The following is a 15,359-nucleotide window of genomic DNA, read 5'->3' on the forward strand; positions in this document are numbered from 1 at the left end:
GCGGGGCGGGTTTACACCCGGTGGAGCGAGTCGTATTGGACGGCGTGGCGCACCGGGGCGTTGGGCGCCCCGTAGCCGTCGTAATTGCCGCGGCGCTCCACCATTTCGAAGAACACACTGCCCACGGTGGCGGTGTAGAAGTGGAGGAATTCGCCGTTGGTGTCCCGGTCATACAGGAGGTTGAGCTCCTTGAGGGTGGCCAGGAAACCGGGTTCAAGATCGAACCGGGCGTCCAGGTCCTCGTAATAGTTGGCCGGAATCTGCAGGAACTCAAGGCCTCTTCCTTGGGCGGAGCGGGCAGCCGCCACGAGGTCGTCCACGGCGAAGGCGATGTGTTCCTGGTACGTTTTACGGGCTGTTTGAGCCTGCTGCGCGGGCGCCAGGTTCAGGACCAGCCTGATCGCACCGTTGCTGGTCTCCATGACCTGCGAGCGCACCAGGCCATTGGGGCTGGGAACCTCAGCGAACGGCTGTGGTTCCAAAGCCAACGCGCTGGTGTAGAAGAGCACAGCCTCGTCAAAGTGTTGCCACGGCTGGGCCAGGTTGACGTGGTCAATCACTGCGTTCTGTGCGCTGGAGGCGTGCTCCTGGCCTTCGCCGAACTCGTGCGTCCACGCCGCGGTCCCATCCGGGCTGCCCTGGCAGAGGAAGATCTCGGTGGAGTCCGGTGCGGAGATGCCTTGGAAGACCTCCTCGTCCGCCTGGACCTTGCGGGCCACCACGGGAGCCTTGAGCTGCTGGGCGCGAGCGGAGGCAATCACTGGAGAGTCGACGTCGAATCCCAAAGCGGCAATGGCCGGTTCAGCGTTTTGTGCCGCCTGTTCGTTGATGATCACGCGCGCCTGTCCCATGGTCCATAGTTGGACGTCCTTGGTGCGGTGGCGGCCTTCGAACCCGAAGCCGAGCTGGCCCAGGAGCTTCTCCAGCTGCGCGGTGTCGTCAGCCTTGACCTCGGCGAAGTTGAAGCCGGCGGGTTCGTTCACCTTGGGCAGCGTGGCAAGTTCCATGGGATAACGACGGCGGGACGCGCTTTCGTTGCCGGCGGCTTCGGTTCCCGCGGGGCTGCTTGCCAGCCACTGGGCGCTCTGCTCCTCCAGCCAGATCAACGAACGCATGGCGTCAACGGCGGTGCGATCCGTGTCGGACTGCCGGAAGACGTCATTAAAGACTTCCAAGGAGACCGGCCCCGTGTAGCCGGCCCGGACGACGTGGCCCATGAACTTTGCGAGCTCGAACTGCCCTTCGCCCGGGAACACGCGGTAGTGGCGGCTCCAGGAGAGGACGTCCATGGAGAGCTTGGGGGCATCGGCAACCTGGACGAAGAAGATCTTCTCCGCGTTGATGTCCTCGATGGGCGCGGTGTCCCAGTCACGGGAGAGGATGTGGAAGGAGTCCAGGCAGGTGCCCAGGTTGGGGTGGTTCACCATCTCCACCAGGCGGTAGGCGTGCTCGTAGTCGTTGACATACTTGCCCCAGGCCAGCGCTTCGTAAGCAACGTTGACGCCGTGGGCCCCCGCAAGTTCGGCGAGTTCGGCCAGCTGCCCGGCCCTCAGCGCGTCATCGTCGATGGTTGCCGTGGCGACGTTGGAGCAGACCAGGATGGTGTCCATGCCCAGGCGTTCCATCAGGTTGAACTTGGCCTCGGCGCGCTTAAGGTTGGCCTTCAGCAAGTCCGGAGTGACGCCGTCGAAATCCCGGAACGGCTGGTACAAATCCAAGCCCAACCCGAGATCCGCCGCCATTTTCCGGACTTCTTCCGGACTGTGCGGCGAGGTCACAAGGTCCTGCTCGAAGATCTCGATTCCGTCGAAGCCAGCAATGGCGCAGGCCTGCATCTTCTCTTTCAAAGTGCCGGACAGGCAGACGGTGGCGATTCCTGTGCGCATCAGCGGCCTGCCTTCGCGAGTGCCGGGGCTGCTGCATCCTCGGCGGCGATCAGCTCCAGGAAGTGTGCGCGCATGCGGTCGCGGTCGGCATCCCGTCCGGTGATGAGCCTGAAGGCGTCGGACGCCTGGCCGACCGCCATCCGGCCGCCGTCGAGGACGTCGCAGCCCTTGGCGCGCGCTTCGCGGACCAGCTGGGTTTCGATGGGGCGGTAGACGATGTCCGCCACCCAGTGGCGAGGTTCCAGGAGATCGATGTCCAGCGGCAGGCCGGGGTGGGCGGCCATTCCGACCGGCGTGCAGTGCACCAGGCCGTCGGCAAGGGGCATGATCTGCGGGAGTTCGTCGGTGCTCCGCGGCGTGACGGTGGCTTCGGGGAAGAGCCCGCCGAGCTCTGCGGCACGTTCCGCAGCACGCGCAGGATCCATGTCCACGAGGTCCAGCGTGCCGACGCCGGCTGTGAGGAGCGCGTAGGCCACGGCCGAGCCGGCGCCGCCTGCGCCCAGCTGGACCACGCGGTCCAGCGTCGCCCCGGGCAGCCCGTCGGCGAGCGCCGAGCCGAAGCCGGAGAAGTCGGTGTTGTGGCCAATAAGCCGACCGTCCCGAATCAAGACTGTATTGACGGCACCCAGGCGACGGGCGTCGTCGGAAATTTCATCAAGGTGCTCTAGCACCAGCTGCTTGCACGGGTGCGTGATGTTGAGGCCGTTGAAGCCCATGCGCTGGGCGGCAGTCAGGAGATCCCCGACGGCGGTGGCCGGCAACTCGAGTTCCAGCAGGTCGATGGGGCGGTACAGCAAGCGAAGGCCCTGCACATCGGCTTCGCGTTCGTGCATGGGCGGCGTGAGCGAAGGCATGACGCCTTCGCCTATGAGGCCCACCAGAACGGACTCGGCTCGGTTGCTCATCCTAAAGCTCCTTTGACTTCAGCACCGCGGGATTCGGCGCCTTTTGGGGGCGCCGCCTGACCGGGTGTTCTTAGATTACTACAAGTGTTCATATTCCGCACGCATGTTCTTATCGCGAACATTTGCGAAGGGCACTCCCAACCAGGTAACAGATAACGCTCCACTGGGGGCTCATAGCGACAGTTGCTGTCACCTGGTTGGGATTAGCGCTGGGGCAGGCGGGCCGCGAGTTCAGCCGCAGCCTCCTGCAGGGTGGGCACGTGGGCGATCAGCTCCTCCATGGTCATACGAAACACCGGCACGGCGACGGCCACCGAGGCGAAGGCGTGACCCTGCGAATTGAGGACGGGAACAGCGACGGCGCGCATGCCGATCTCATTCTCTTCGTCCATCACGGCGTAGCCCTGCCGCCGGACTTGCTCGATCTCCTCACGAAACGTGTCGCGATCGGTGATGGAATGCTGGGTGAGCGGATCCAGGGGGAGCTCCTCCAAGAGCCGCTTGCGCTCAATCTCATCCTCGAACGCCACGATCGCCTTGCCCACCGAAGTTGTATGGAGCGCCCCGAGATGGCCAGGGTCACTGGTGACGCGGAAGGTCTTGGGGCCGTCCACCTTGTTGACCGTCAGATGGTGGTTGCCATCGCGAACGGAGAGGATGGTGGCCTCATGCGTGCGATCGGTAACCCGCTGCAGGACGGGCAGCGCAGTTGCGGCGAACCCATGGTGGTTCGATACCCGCTGACCGAGCTGGAAGACGCGCAAGCCCAAGTGATATCGGCGCCCGTCGGGCTCGTAATCCACAAAGCCATCGCGCGTCAGCGAGCCCAGCAGGCGGTATGTGGTGCTGAACGGCAGCCCGGCACTCCTCGCAAGATCCGCCGCACTGGCGCCGCGCGGCTCATCGCCCAGTAGTACCAACAAGCTCAGCGCCTTGCCGACCATGTCTGTCTTTGTGTCTTCTTTCACACTCATAGCTCGATGCTCTCACATAGTGAGAGCTATTTCTAGATGGTGGTGACTTCTCTTGACAAGTGACCCCACTCACAGCCACTATTGCTGTATTGCACAAGTAACTCTCACCATGTGGTTACTTGTCTGGGATTGACCGGCCGCACCTCGCTTGGGTCTCCCCACGAAAGCCAGATCCGCGACATCGTCGTCACAGAAGGAACCACCCATGAGCCAAACAATGCCGTCAGCGACGCCAGGCACTGAAACCGCCGCCGGAACCCCCAAGAAAGCCGCGCTTGCCAGCTTCCTGGGCAGCGCCGTCGAGTACTACGACTTCTTCATCTTCGGCTCGGCCGCGGCCCTGATCTTCCCGCACGTGTTCTTCCCGTCCGCCGATGCCAACGCGGCCATCATGTCCTTCGCGACGTTCGGCTTCGCTTATGTTGCCCGCCCCGTGGGCGCGGTGATCCTGGGCCACTTCGGTGACAGGATCGGCCGGCAGAAGGTGCTCATGTTCACCTTGGTCCTGATGGGTGCAGCTACCTTTGTGATCGGCTGTCTCCCCGACTTCAAGACCATCGGCTGGTGGGCGCCCGTCCTGCTGGTTCTGGCCCGTCTTTGCCAGGGCCTCTCGGCCGCCGGCGAGCAGGCTGGCGCCTCGTCCATGACGCTGGAGCACGCTCCGGACAACCGCCGCTCGTTCTTCACCTCGTGGACCCTCACCGGCACCCAGGGCGGCCAGATCCTGGCAGCGCTGGTCTTCATTCCTGTGGTGGCCCTGCCGGACGACATCAAGTACGGCATCGGCTGGCGTATTCCGTTCTGGTTGAGCGCTGTCGTGGTTCTGGTGGCGTTCTTTATCCGCCGCACGCTGCACGAGCCCCCGGCATTCGCAGAAGCCAAGAAGAACAACGAAATCTCCAAGCTCCCTGTTGCCGACCTGCTCCGCCTGCACTGGCGCGATGTCCTGCGCGTCGTCTGCTGCGCCTTCATCGCCGCAGTGAGCACCGTGTTCGGAACGCTCGCCATCAAGTACGCCCAGGACGTCGCCGGGGTCAACAGCACCATCACCCTGTGGCTCGTAGTTGTAGCCAACATCGTGGCCCTCGGAACACAGCCCCTGTTCGGCATGCTTTCGGACAGGATCGGCCGCAAGCCCGTCTTCATCTACGGCGCCCTTGCCAGCGCCGTCATGACCCCGGTCTTCCTGCTCACCCTGGAATCGGGCAATGTGCCGCTGATGTTCCTGGTGTCCGTGGTGTTCTTCTCCTTCGGGTACGCCGCTGCCAACGCAGTATGGCCGTCCTTCTACGGTGAAATGTTCAGCACCAAGGTCCGCTTCTCCGGCCTGGCTATCGGCACCCAGCTCGGCTTCCTCATGGCAGGGTTCGCCCCGGCAATCGTGACTGCACTGGGCGGAACCAAGCCCGGCGGGTGGGTGCAGATCTCCATCTTCACCGCCGTGATCTGCGTGATCGCAGCCGTCTCAGCCATGACGGCCCGCGAATCAGCCAAGACCCCAACTGCGGAGCTCGGCCTGCCCAAGCAAGCCCAGCACGCCTAAGCCCGACGCTTCTTCCCAGTGAGCTGGGACCAAGGCAGCGAAAACCCGGACTGTCACGAGACATTCCGGGTTTTTGCTTGCCCTAAACCTGAGGGCTTATGGCAACGGGGAAGGAGCCGCCAGACCTCGCCGATGCTACCGCGGGTCCACCGCCACCGGCTTGAACTTTCCCGTGCCCGTCCCGGAGTAAAGCAGCAGCGTTCCGTCGCCGGCTACACCAACCAGGGTCGGATCGCCTGTGCCCGTGAAAGCGTTGCCGAGGGCAGCGAAGGAGGTGAACATGTTCCATCCAGAGCCCAGGTACTGCCGTGCGAGGAACCCTCCGCTGCCGTTGCCCGGGTAAAGCCACAGCGCCCCGTCCGTCCCCCGGGCAAGGACATCTTCCCGACCGTCACCGTTGAAGTCGCTGCCCTGCATCACCGCGTTGAAGATATTCCACCCGGTACCGACCTGCTTCCATGGCTGGAATCCCCCGGCCCCATTTCCGGGGTAAAGCCATAAGGTTCCATCCGCGGCGCGCGCCAGGATGTCAGCCTTTCCATCACCGGAGAAGTCGCCCGGCGCCAGCATCTGCGTGAAGCCCTGCCAGCCAGTGCCGATCTGTTTGCGGGCAAGGAACTGGCCCTTCCCGTCGGTCGGGTACAGCCACAGCGTCCCATCGGAGGCCCTGGCCACAAGATCCGGGTGCTTGTCACCATCGAAATCGCCCACACTCAAAACTGACGTGAAGACGTTCCAGCCCGTCCCCACCTGCACGCGCGGCAAGAAACCACCCGAACCGTTGCCAGGGTAGAGCCACAGGATGCCATTGGTGCCGCGGGCCAAAATGTCAGCGACAGCATCGCCGTCGAAATCCCCCGCCTCCCACACCTGGCTGAACTGGTTCCAACCGGTTCCAATCGCCAAGCGGTCCGCGAAGCCGGTTCCGTCACCGGGATAAAGGGTCATGCGTGAACCGACGCCGAGGACGTCGGCTTTGCCGTCTCCGGTAAATTCCTGCCCGCCGACGATGTCGCCCGCCAGGTTCCACCCAGTCCCGACGGCGGTACGCGGCAGGAGGCTGCCCTTGCCGTCGCCGGGGTAGACGTAGAGGGTGCCGTCCGACGAACGGGCCAGGAGTCCTGCTATACCGCCCCCGAACGTTCCCGCCGCCGAAAGACTGGTGAACGCATCCCAGCCCTGGCCGATCTGCCGCTGGGCCAGGAAGCCTCCGGAGCCGTTTCCGGGATAGAGCCACAGCCGGCCATCGGTTCCGCTTGCCACCAGGTCTGCCCGGCCATCGCCGTTGAAGTCACCAGGAGCCACCAACTGGGTGAAGCCCTGCCAGCCAATACCTACCTGCAGGCGTGGCAGGAACCCGCCCTTGCCGTTGCCCGGGTAGAGCCACAGAGCGCCGTCGCTGCTGCGCGCCAGAATGTCAGCGAAGCCGTCACCGTTGAAATCGGAGGTGCCCAGTACAGCGTTGAAAATATCCCAGCCACTGCCAATTCGCACGGGCTCTTCAAGGCGGTTTCCGGGCAGCCCTGCATAGAGCAGAAGCGAACCGTCCGCTTCGCGGGAAATGACGTCGGCAAGCTTGTCGCCGTCGAAATCGCCGGCGGAAAAGCTCATCCGCGTCTTCAGTTTGGTGTCAGCGTTGATGGTCACCGTGGCCGACGTGGCGCTGACCGAGTTGATGGTCACCCTGGTGCCCGTATAGGTGGTGAAAGTGCTGCCTGCCTGCCAGGCATGGTTCTGGCTGTACCAACCATTAAAAGGGGTGGTGTCCGGCATAAGAATCAGTGACGAGGCGATGGTGGCACCGCCGCGCTGGACGATTTTGACGCCCTTGTTGCCGCCCGAGAGGTAGCTGTCGTAAGCACCCACAGGCTGCCGGAGTTCCAGGTAGTAGACCTCCCGGCTGACGGGATCCGTGAACTTGATGGCGCGCTGGGCCTCTGTGCCGCCCCAGGGCTTCAGGGTGTAACTCTTGACTCCCGTGGCCACGCCGGTATCGCGGATTTCGTCGCCTCGACCGAGGCCTCCGTAGTCCCAAAACGTGGAGCTGATGACCGGCGAGTTCCACTGCGCAGCGCCCATGATGTCTGTGGTGTCGCCGTATTCGCGGATGTAGCAGGACGGGTCCGTGAACTGGCCATTGCTGTTGACGCCGACGTCGGATGCCCCGCTGCGGCACTGCAGGGCATCAGCGTGCATCATGCCAATGACGTGCCCGAACTCATGGCTCATCACGTTATTGGAGAAGTTGCTGATCTGCGGCATCAAGACGCGGCCACTGTAACTGCCGCTGCTGTAGCCGGCGCCGAGAGCGTTCCCGGACAGGGTGGTGGTGGGAATGTAGATCACCAGCGCCGTGTACGGGCTCGCGGACCAGTTCAGTTCGCTGGTGATGGTGGAGATGATGGAGCTGTAGCTGTCGGTCGACTTCGCCCTGGACTGGTGCCCGGCAACCTTGCTGTTCACCGTCATGGACAGTTTGTTGGCCGACATCGCCTGCCAGTACTTGCTGGCGGCCTCCACCGTCTTTTCGGCGTCGGCCATGGAGACAGTGTTGGCGTTGTCCGCCAGCTTTGCCGTCACCAGCCGGACACGGATGTCCCCGGCGGGGCCAATCGCTGCCGCACCGTCACGGAGGAGGGAGTCGACGTCGGACTGTCCCTTGGGTGCATCGTCAGCCGGCGGCGTCTCGAACGTGTGATCAGAATGCGGGGTGCCCTCGACGAACTGGACGTTCGGATTATCCGGACCCGGCACTGGAACGGCCGTGGCGGGGGCCTGAACAAAAAACAGGCCGGTGGCAAACACCACCAAGCCTGTGGACAACGCGATGGATCGCCGCAAAACACCCATTAAATCTCCCGGGGACGGAGCCTGTGGTTCCTGTGAGTCTCAAGAACCGAGATCAGGCTACAGCCGCACCCGCGATGCGCCGGGAAGGCGGGGCTGCGTCACCGGAAATGCAACCAACCCGGAATGCTAACCGGACCCTAACCACCCCGAAATACCGTGGCAACATTGCCACGCCACACTGGAAGGGCCGGCAAGTGCAGGCACCAGCTCCAGCCCAGGAGGCCACCATGTTGAAGGAAGTCACAACACACACAACACGAGTACGCGCGATCAGCCAGCTCAACCGTGGAGACGAGATCGAAGCCCGACTGTCCGTGGGACCCGCCTATGATGACGTGGTCATCCGCCGCGGACAGGTCCAGGAAACCGCGCCGGGTATCGGCGTTGTCTGGATCATGGATCACGCCTCCGGTATGAGGAAAGCCATCAATACCGACGAATGCAGTGTTTGGCGCGTCGCCTGAACCGGCCTGACCCCAAACCCCGCTCAGCCACCGGCCACGGACTGGACTATCAGGACCTCCTGGCCGGCTGCAACCTCCGTATCAAGACCCTTCAGACGCCGGACCTCATCACCGTTCACGTAAATATTCACGAAACGACGCAGCGCCCCGGTTTCATCACGCAAGCGCCTGGCCAGCACCGGGTAATCTCCGGTCACCGAATCAAGCAACTGTCCAACGGTCACAGCCCCGTCGGCGGACGCAGTCAGATAGGACTGTCCGCCGACGAGTGGCTGCAGGACACCAGGCAACAGGACCGTAAAGTCAGCCACAACGGGCCTAACCAGGTACCAGGGCGCTGGCTTGCCCTGCACGTGCGGCGCCCCTGGGGCTTCCCACCACGACGGCAGCCCTCACGCACAGGACGTCCGGCAAGTGCGAGGCCACTTCAGTAAAGGTCCCGCCCTCGTCGGCGCTGGCATATACGGCACCTCCACGCGTGCCGAAATACACGCCGACGGGCTCGGCGGTGTCCACGGACGCGGCGTCGCGCAGTACGGCGTTGTATTCGTGGTCCGGCAGGCCGGTATGAAGTTCTGTCCAGGTGTTGCCGGCGTCGTTGGTGCGGTGAACACTGAGCCTGCTGTCCGGCGGGATGCGTTCTCCATCGGCCTTCAGCGGAATCACCCACGCTGTTCCTTCACGCCGCGGGTGCGTCAGCATGACAAAGCCGAAGTCCGCAGGCAGCCCGTCCGCGATGGAATCCCAGTTCTCCCCGTTGTCATCCGTGCGGTACACGCCGTGATGGTTCTGCGCGTACAAACGGCCTTCGACGGCCGCGTCCGCTGCGATCTTGTGGACGCACTGACCGAACTCCGGGTTGGGATCGGGCATGAAGTAGGCCGAGATGCCTTTGTTTCGGGGCTCCCAGGAGGTCCCGCCGTCGAGCGATCTGTAAACGCCGCCCGTGCTCATGGCGATGTGGACCTTCTCGCCGGAAGGATCAACCACAATCGAGTGCGCCGCCGCGCCGCCATAGCCGGCACCCCACTCGCTGCGGTGCGGGTGGTCCCACAGTCCGCGGTTCAACTCGAAGTGTTCGCCTCCGTCGGTGGACTTCCATACTGAAATCGGCTCGCACCCGGCCCAGACAACGCCAGGGCGGGAGTCGGCGTCGGGATAGATCTGCCAAACGCGTTCCAAGGCGGCATCAGTGCCGTCCGGGAATTTGATGGCACCTTGCTCGGGCTCGGTCCAGGTGTCACCAAGGTCATCAGAGTGGGCCACGGTGGGTCCCCAATGCTCTGATCTCACGCCCACCATAATCCGGGTTTTGCCGTCCCGCGTATCTATCCCGATGCTGGGAATCTCGCTCATCAGGAAGTGCGGGCCGGAGAGGGACCATCCTTTCCGGTCGGGGCTGGTTGCCAGCCACAGGCCTTTCTTGGTCCCGATCGCAATGACATAACTCTCTGCGGTATCTGCGGTAGCCATGCGTCCCATCGAACCACCAGGGCGGGTGGGTGGCAACGGTTTTTGGGCCTATGTGGATAGTCCCCTTTACAGGCAAGAACAACCCCTACGGTTACAGTGTGGTCAAATTCCAGATCGTGACGCAAAAATCGAGAAAACTTTTAGGGAGTTAAAGCGACCAACCTCCACCGGCACTGGGGAAAACGTGCTTGACTGTGGTTTTGCGGTCATGAGACCGAAACAACTTGCTGGGGGATCAGATGTTTTGCGAGGTCAAAGAGCCATGAGGCCATCACGAGGGAACTCCGCGGTTGTAGCCCGGTAGCGGGGCCGCGTCGTGATAGCAGTTTCGCTGCAAGAGGGAACGATTGTTCTGGACCCCTTTTCCGTCAGGATGGTCCTCGGCTTGGTCATTCTGACCCTGATCGTCATTTCCTGTGTCTCGTCCCAGCGGAGACGCTCGCCCTACGCCGAGTGGTGGCGCGTAGCCCTATGCCTCTTTTTGGTGGGCAATGCCGCTTTCCTGCTGAACGGCACTGACTTCCAGCTGTGGGCCAACCCCGTGGGCAAGGTCCTGGTTGTTGCCGGAAGCTTCTGCATCTGGGCGGGAGCGCGCACACTGCGCGACCACCGAGTGCATCCCTGGTTCCTGGCGGCTGCGTCCATTCCCAGCGGTATCGCATCTGCACTGGATGACCCGGGGAACAGCGTATGGTCCGGCGGTTTGGTGTACCTGGGCCTGACAACGTTGGGTATCACGTTGGCGGGGCTGGAACTGTGGTTCGCCAAACCAGTCCGGTCCAGGATTACCAAGTTTCTGTCGATCATTGCCGGGCTGACAGCCTTGTATTACCTGTTCCGGACCGTCAGCTTTGTCCTGGACGGGCCCACGAGCCAGGTCTTCCGAACATTCTTTGGGTATGCGCCGGCCGCTCTGATGCATTTGATCCTGCTGGTGGCAGTGTCCTCCACCATGAACACACTCAGCAACAAGCAGTTGATCAAACGCCTCCGGGAACGTGCCGATCGTGACCACCTGACGAACCTGCTTAACAGGGGGGCTTTCCTGGAGCTGGCCGCCCGGTCTCTTGCGGAGTCGTCCCCACGAGGTGCAGCGCTGGTCCTTGCGGACTTGGACAACTTCAAAGCCGTCAACGATGAGCATGGTCACGCAGCCGGCGACTCCGCGCTCCGGGCTTTTGCTGCGGCCTGCACTTCGTCGGTCAGGTCGTCAGACCTCGTGGCGCGGTATGGCGGTGAAGAATTCGTCCTGCTGCTGCCGGGAGCGACACAACAGCGGGCTGAAGCCATCGCATCCGACATCAGTGTTCGGCTGGCGGCCATGAAGGGTCCGGATGGCACGCCATTCCCGACAGTGAGCTACGGCGTGACGTCCACCGGCGCGGACGTCCAGGACCTGGCCTTCCTGATCAATGTGGCAGATGCCGCCCTCTACAGTGCCAAGGCCCAGGGCCGGAACAGGGTTGTAGGTGCGGACCCCGCGGACGCGGAAGCCGCGGCTGAAGCCAGCCACCCGCCGTCGTAATTCAGGACTCCGCCTATCTGGCCATCGGTAAGCGCACCAACGCCAACGGCTCCGCGGCGGCGGTGCCGGGCTTGGAGAAAGCGGCGAGTCAAGGGTAGGCCGTTCACTGCCCGCGGGCGCTTGGTATCGCGTTGCGTGACGTTATGCCTAGGCTGTGGGAGGCAAGTGGGATTGGTCCCACCCGTGGAGCACGAAGAACAACAGTTACGGAGAGCGACGATGACTGAAGCAAACATCAATGCACGTGCACAACAGCTGAAAGCCCTGCACGAAGCCCCTGAAATCCTGAGTGTGGTCAATGTGTGGGACGCCATCAGTGCCCGCACGATTGCAGGACTTCCTGAAACGAAGGCCATCGCCACTGCGGGGCATTCCATTGCGGCAGCCTTCGGATATGCCGACGGAACCATGCCCCTGGACGTGGCGCTGGACGGTGTGAAGCGAATTGTCGACGCCGTGGATCACCCGGTCACCGCAGACCTGGACGATGGCTACGACAATCCTGCCGAAACCATCCGCCGGGCGATTGGAATTGGCGTGGTGGGCGCAAACGTTGAAGACCGCTTGCGGCCCTTCGACGAGGCCGTTGCCCGCGTACAGGCCATCATCTCGGCTGCTGCCGGGGAAGGCATCCCGTTCCAGCTGAATGCGCGCACCGACGCGATTGCCCGGGGTGGAGACCGGCCGATTGAGGAGAGCATCCAGGACGCCATCGCCCGGGGACGCGCCTTCCTGGACGCCGGAGCTTCGCTGGTCTTCGTGCCAGGTGCCATGACCCGTGAGGTCATCGAGCCCTTGGTGGAAGGCCTCGGGCACGGGAAGCTCTCCGTGATCGGCGCGCCGGGAGCGCTGCCGGCCGCAGAGCTTCAGGAACTTGGCGTGGCACGCGTGTCCTACGGTCCGTTCACCCAGCGGGTGGCCCTGCGTGCGCTTCAGGATCTGGCCTCGGATCTGTACGGCTCCGGTGTCATCCCTGCCGACACTCCGGCGCTGAACTAGCGCCGCCTGCGTGTGCCTGCCTGTACCTGTCCCGTCCTCGAAGGCGGGACAGGTCAGGAGGCCGATCGGGTGTCGAACGCCGCCGCGGATTCCCTCAGCAGCCGGGCCACCGTGTCCACAGGAAGACTCGCTGCCCGTCGCCGATCGAAGCGTCGCAGGGCGATATGGCGGGTGCCCAGCCCAGGAACGTCCAGGATGTCTACATGGTCGTGGACAACGCCGGTCAGCGCCAGGGTGGGCACAATGGCCACCCCCTCGCCGGCAGCGACGAGCGCCAGCGCGGTGAGGGTGTCGTGGTACTGATGGACAGTCTCAATCCGTGCTCCCGTCGAGTGGCGGAGGCGTCCGAGCACTGCAGTATTGGCTGCTGACGGCTCCACCCCCAGCCATGGCAAGTGCAAGCGGCTTAGGTCGATGTTGTCCGTGCCAAGCAGGCTTCCTGCGGGCACCACGAGCTTCCACGGCTCATCCAGCAGGGGCTCCTGGACCATTCCGGCCGCCATCGGATGCTGCTCTGCCGCCGTCGAATCCTGTTCGATGACCACAGCATCCAACTGTCGCTGGCGGAGCAGCCGCATCACCGCCGGGAAGCTGTCCTCAACGATCTGTATCTGCAGCTGAGGGTATTGGCTGCGCCACTCGGGAAGTCGCGGGATCACCACTGTGCGCATGAAACTGGTGAATCCGCCCACCCGCACGACTCCTGCGATGTTGACCTCGCTTTGCATCCGGGCGCGGGCGACGTTGAGTGCCCGTTCTATCTCTTCCCCTGCCTCTGCCATGGCCAAGCCGGCGGGTGTGAGCATTGATCCTTTGGGGGTGCGCAGGAGTAGCGCCTGACCTGCCTCAGTCTCGAGTTTGCTGAGCTGCTGCGACACCGCAGACGGCGTAATCCGCAGTTCGTCAGCCGCCGCCAGAACGCCTCCAGTGCGGGCGACAGCAAGGAGAACCAGCAGCCGGCGTGGGTCCACATCCATGTTAAGCACTCCTAAACACGGTCTTCAGAATATTGCAATTGATCTAAAGGTCATCGTCACTCAATATTGACTCAAAAGCACGATTCAGCAACGCAACACGTCTAGCGAATCAAGCCTCCACTCCGGACCACACGCCGCCCGCCGGCGTCACCGGGGTGCCCAAAATCTTGAAAGGACTCCCATGGAACTGCTGTTCGAAATCACCGGCTGGGCCGGCGCAGTGGCAATGCTCGGCGGCTACATGGCAGTGTCCATGGGCTGGTTGCAGGCGGGCACCACCTTCCAGACCGTGAACCTCTTTGGTTCGTGCGCCTTCATCGTCAACGGCACCCTCCATGGGGCCTGGCCCTCCGTGGTGACCAACGTGGCGTGGTTCCTGATCTCCGCTGTGGCGCTTCTCCGGATGCGGGCCAAGGAGGGCCCCGCGCAGCGACCTGTGCAGCCCATGCAGGCTGAGCACGTGACGCCCCATGCTCACGAGATCCACTCTCTTGCCCCCGACACTGCAGCCCAGGTCATCGTCGCTGCCGCCCGCCCAGTCGCCACCTGCGCCTAGCCCGACCGCACGCCGCGTCTGGGCCCGCCGCCACGAGCAGTCCTTCCGCTGTGAACGGTCCGGGCATCACAAAAGGTAACGTCCCGCCGTCGTCAGCGGGACCGGAGCCTATTCTGGGCAAGTAGCCGCCGCCCTACCGTGAAGGAAGCCCATGCCCACCCCCGAACATCCCCTGCGCAAGCTTGGTTTCCTCACTATTGGCCTGTTCGATCCCACGGATCCCGCTGCCGGGCACCAGTCCACGTTGGAGATCATCGAGCTCGGGGAGAGGCTTGGCTTCGACAGTGCGTGGCTCCGGCACCGCCACCTGCAGTTCGGGATCTCCTCGCCGGTAGCGGTCATGGCTGCGGCAAGCCAGCGCACCTCCAGGATTGAGCTGGGCACCGCGGTGACTCCGTTGGGCTGGGAAAACCCTTTGCGCCTTGCGGAAGACCTGGCCACCGTGGACCTCCTCTCCGGCGGTCGGATCAATCCGGGGCTGAGCGTCGGCGAACCCATGAATTACGACACCGTAAAACATGAGCTCTACCCGGACACTGCCGGCGTGGAGGACTTCAGCTACGCCCGCGTGAACCGGCTTGCCCGCCTGATCGCCGGGGAGAAAGTGCGGGACTTCTCCGGTAAGCAGGGCGTGGTGGAAGAATTCTCCAACCGCGTGGAACCACACTCCGCCGGGCTGCGTTCGCGGCTTTGGTATGGGGCGGCGAGTATGAAATCGGCGGTGTGGGCAGGGGAAAACGGCTTCAATCTTCTCTCCAGCAGTGTGATCTTCCCGGACAAGGACCAAGAACCGGACTTCGCCGGGGTCCAGCAGTCACAGATCCGCGCCTACCGTGAAGCCGCAGCCCAGTCGGGGAACACCGCCCGGGCCTCGCAAGGCCTGGTAGTGATTCCCACAGACTCGGCCTCAGCTGCCCAGCGGAAGAAGTACCAACGCTACGTCGACGAACGTACGCCACGCACCCGCGCGCCCCAAGGGCCGAAGGGCATGATGTTCGCACAGGACATCATCGGCACCAGCGATGACATCGCCGAGCAGCTCTACGCCCACCGAGGATTCCAGGAAGTGGACGAAGTGGCCTTCGCGCTGCCCTTCAGCTTTGACCATGAGGACTACGTACAGATCCTCACCGACATTGCAGTCAAACTGGGGCCGGCATTGGGCTGGAAGCCCGCCGGCTAAGCCGCCGTCAGGCCGGCCAGCCCG

At 63.5% G+C, this 15,359-nt stretch carries 13 protein-coding genes; 6 read left to right on the top strand and 7 right to left on the bottom strand.

Features of this window, described 5'->3' with window-relative positions; genetic code table 11:
- Positions 1–11: 11 nt before the first annotated feature.
- The 3 genes from AYX22_RS21455 to AYX22_RS21465 all read right to left on the bottom strand — a co-directional run bounded on the left by AYX22_RS21455 (position 12) and on the right by AYX22_RS21465 (position 3,765).
- Complete coding sequence (locus tag AYX22_RS21455; protein WP_207595475.1) at positions 12–1,886, bottom strand: sugar phosphate isomerase/epimerase and 4-hydroxyphenylpyruvate domain-containing protein; 1,875 nt, start codon at positions 1,884–1,886, stop codon at positions 12–14.
- Complete coding sequence (locus AYX22_RS21460; RefSeq protein WP_207595476.1) at positions 1,886–2,791, bottom strand: shikimate dehydrogenase; 906 nt, start codon at positions 2,789–2,791, stop codon at positions 1,886–1,888. The genes AYX22_RS21455 and AYX22_RS21460 overlap by 1 nt, the downstream gene beginning before the upstream one ends.
- A gap of 203 nt (positions 2,792–2,994) precedes the next feature.
- Complete coding sequence (locus AYX22_RS21465; RefSeq protein WP_207595477.1) at positions 2,995–3,765, bottom strand: IclR family transcriptional regulator; 771 nt, start codon at positions 3,763–3,765, stop codon at positions 2,995–2,997.
- 205 nt (positions 3,766–3,970) lie between these two features.
- Here AYX22_RS21465 and AYX22_RS21470 point away from each other — a divergent pair, with 205 nt between their 5' ends.
- Positions 3,971–5,308: an MFS transporter gene (locus tag AYX22_RS21470; protein WP_207595478.1), complete on the top strand. Its 1,338-nt coding sequence runs from the start codon at positions 3,971–3,973 to the stop codon at positions 5,306–5,308.
- A 135-nt stretch (positions 5,309–5,443) separates the two neighbouring features.
- On the opposite strand, the gene AYX22_RS21475 is transcribed toward AYX22_RS21470, so the two are convergent.
- The gene (locus AYX22_RS21475; RefSeq protein ID WP_207595479.1) at positions 5,444–8,158 is read right to left on the bottom strand and encodes an FG-GAP-like repeat-containing protein; all 2,715 of its coding nucleotides are present in this window, start codon (positions 8,156–8,158) and stop codon (positions 5,444–5,446) included.
- A 227-nt stretch (positions 8,159–8,385) separates the two neighbouring features.
- On the opposite strand from AYX22_RS21475, the gene AYX22_RS21480 reads away from it, so the two are divergent.
- Positions 8,386–8,622 (top strand): hypothetical protein, encoded by a 237-nt coding sequence (locus tag AYX22_RS21480; protein ID WP_207595480.1) that lies wholly within the window; start codon positions 8,386–8,388, stop codon positions 8,620–8,622.
- Positions 8,623–8,645: 23 nt separating this feature from the next.
- Here the strand turns inward: AYX22_RS21480 and AYX22_RS21485 are convergent, their stop codons facing one another.
- Positions 8,646–8,933, bottom strand: coding sequence for a MoaD/ThiS family protein (locus tag AYX22_RS21485; RefSeq protein WP_159707990.1), 288 nt, complete (start codon positions 8,931–8,933; stop codon positions 8,646–8,648).
- A gap of 7 nt (positions 8,934–8,940) precedes the next feature.
- The gene (locus AYX22_RS21490) at positions 8,941–10,104 is read right to left on the bottom strand and encodes an exo-alpha-sialidase (RefSeq protein ID WP_207595481.1); all 1,164 of its coding nucleotides are present in this window, start codon (positions 10,102–10,104) and stop codon (positions 8,941–8,943) included.
- A 307-nt stretch (positions 10,105–10,411) separates the two neighbouring features.
- Here AYX22_RS21490 and AYX22_RS21495 point away from each other — a divergent pair, with 307 nt between their 5' ends.
- Complete coding sequence (locus tag AYX22_RS21495; protein ID WP_242703445.1) at positions 10,412–11,620, top strand: GGDEF domain-containing protein; 1,209 nt, start codon at positions 10,412–10,414, stop codon at positions 11,618–11,620.
- Positions 11,621–11,839: 219 nt separating this feature from the next.
- Entirely contained in the window at positions 11,840–12,619 is a 780-nt protein-coding gene (locus AYX22_RS21500) for an isocitrate lyase/phosphoenolpyruvate mutase family protein (RefSeq protein ID WP_207595482.1), read from the top strand.
- Positions 12,620–12,672: 53 nt separating this feature from the next.
- Here AYX22_RS21500 and AYX22_RS21505 read toward each other — a convergent pair whose 3' ends face one another.
- Positions 12,673–13,596: a LysR family transcriptional regulator gene (locus AYX22_RS21505; RefSeq protein WP_089596932.1), complete on the bottom strand. Its 924-nt coding sequence runs from the start codon at positions 13,594–13,596 to the stop codon at positions 12,673–12,675.
- 181 nt (positions 13,597–13,777) lie between these two features.
- On the opposite strand from AYX22_RS21505, the gene AYX22_RS21510 reads away from it, so the two are divergent.
- On the top strand, positions 13,778–14,152 hold the full coding sequence (locus AYX22_RS21510; RefSeq protein ID WP_207595483.1) for a YgjV family protein: 375 nt from the start codon (positions 13,778–13,780) through the stop codon (positions 14,150–14,152).
- 151 nt (positions 14,153–14,303) lie between these two features.
- Positions 14,304–15,335, top strand: a complete 1,032-nt coding sequence (locus tag AYX22_RS21515; protein ID WP_207595484.1) for an LLM class flavin-dependent oxidoreductase — start codon at positions 14,304–14,306, stop codon at positions 15,333–15,335.
- Positions 15,336–15,359: the final 24 nt, after the last annotated feature.

Origin of the sequence: Arthrobacter sp. D5-1 (genome assembly GCF_017357425.1) — a bacterium.
GTDB lineage: Bacteria > Actinomycetota > Actinomycetes > Actinomycetales > Micrococcaceae > Arthrobacter.

Excerpts from the sequence above, each read along its gene's own strand:
- AYX22_RS21455 (WP_207595475.1), bottom strand. The coding sequence starts at position 1,886 with ATGCGCACAGGAATCGCCACCGTCTGCCTGTCCGGCACTTTGAAAGAG.
- AYX22_RS21460 (WP_207595476.1), bottom strand. The coding sequence starts at position 2,791 with ATGAGCAACCGAGCCGAGTCCGTTCTGGTGGGCCTCATAGGCGAAGGC.
- AYX22_RS21465 (WP_207595477.1), bottom strand. The coding sequence starts at position 3,765 with ATGAGTGTGAAAGAAGACACAAAGACAGACATGGTCGGCAAGGCGCTG.
- AYX22_RS21470 (WP_207595478.1), top strand. The coding sequence starts at position 3,971 with ATGAGCCAAACAATGCCGTCAGCGACGCCAGGCACTGAAACCGCCGCC.
- AYX22_RS21475 (WP_207595479.1), bottom strand. The coding sequence starts at position 8,158 with ATGGGTGTTTTGCGGCGATCCATCGCGTTGTCCACAGGCTTGGTGGTG.
- AYX22_RS21480 (WP_207595480.1), top strand. The coding sequence starts at position 8,386 with ATGTTGAAGGAAGTCACAACACACACAACACGAGTACGCGCGATCAGC.
- AYX22_RS21490 (WP_207595481.1), bottom strand. The coding sequence starts at position 10,104 with ATGGGACGCATGGCTACCGCAGATACCGCAGAGAGTTATGTCATTGCG.
- AYX22_RS21500 (WP_207595482.1), top strand. The coding sequence starts at position 11,840 with ATGACTGAAGCAAACATCAATGCACGTGCACAACAGCTGAAAGCCCTG.
- AYX22_RS21505 (WP_089596932.1), bottom strand. The coding sequence starts at position 13,596 with ATGGATGTGGACCCACGCCGGCTGCTGGTTCTCCTTGCTGTCGCCCGC.
- AYX22_RS21510 (WP_207595483.1), top strand. The coding sequence starts at position 13,778 with ATGGAACTGCTGTTCGAAATCACCGGCTGGGCCGGCGCAGTGGCAATG.
- AYX22_RS21515 (WP_207595484.1), top strand. The coding sequence starts at position 14,304 with ATGCCCACCCCCGAACATCCCCTGCGCAAGCTTGGTTTCCTCACTATT.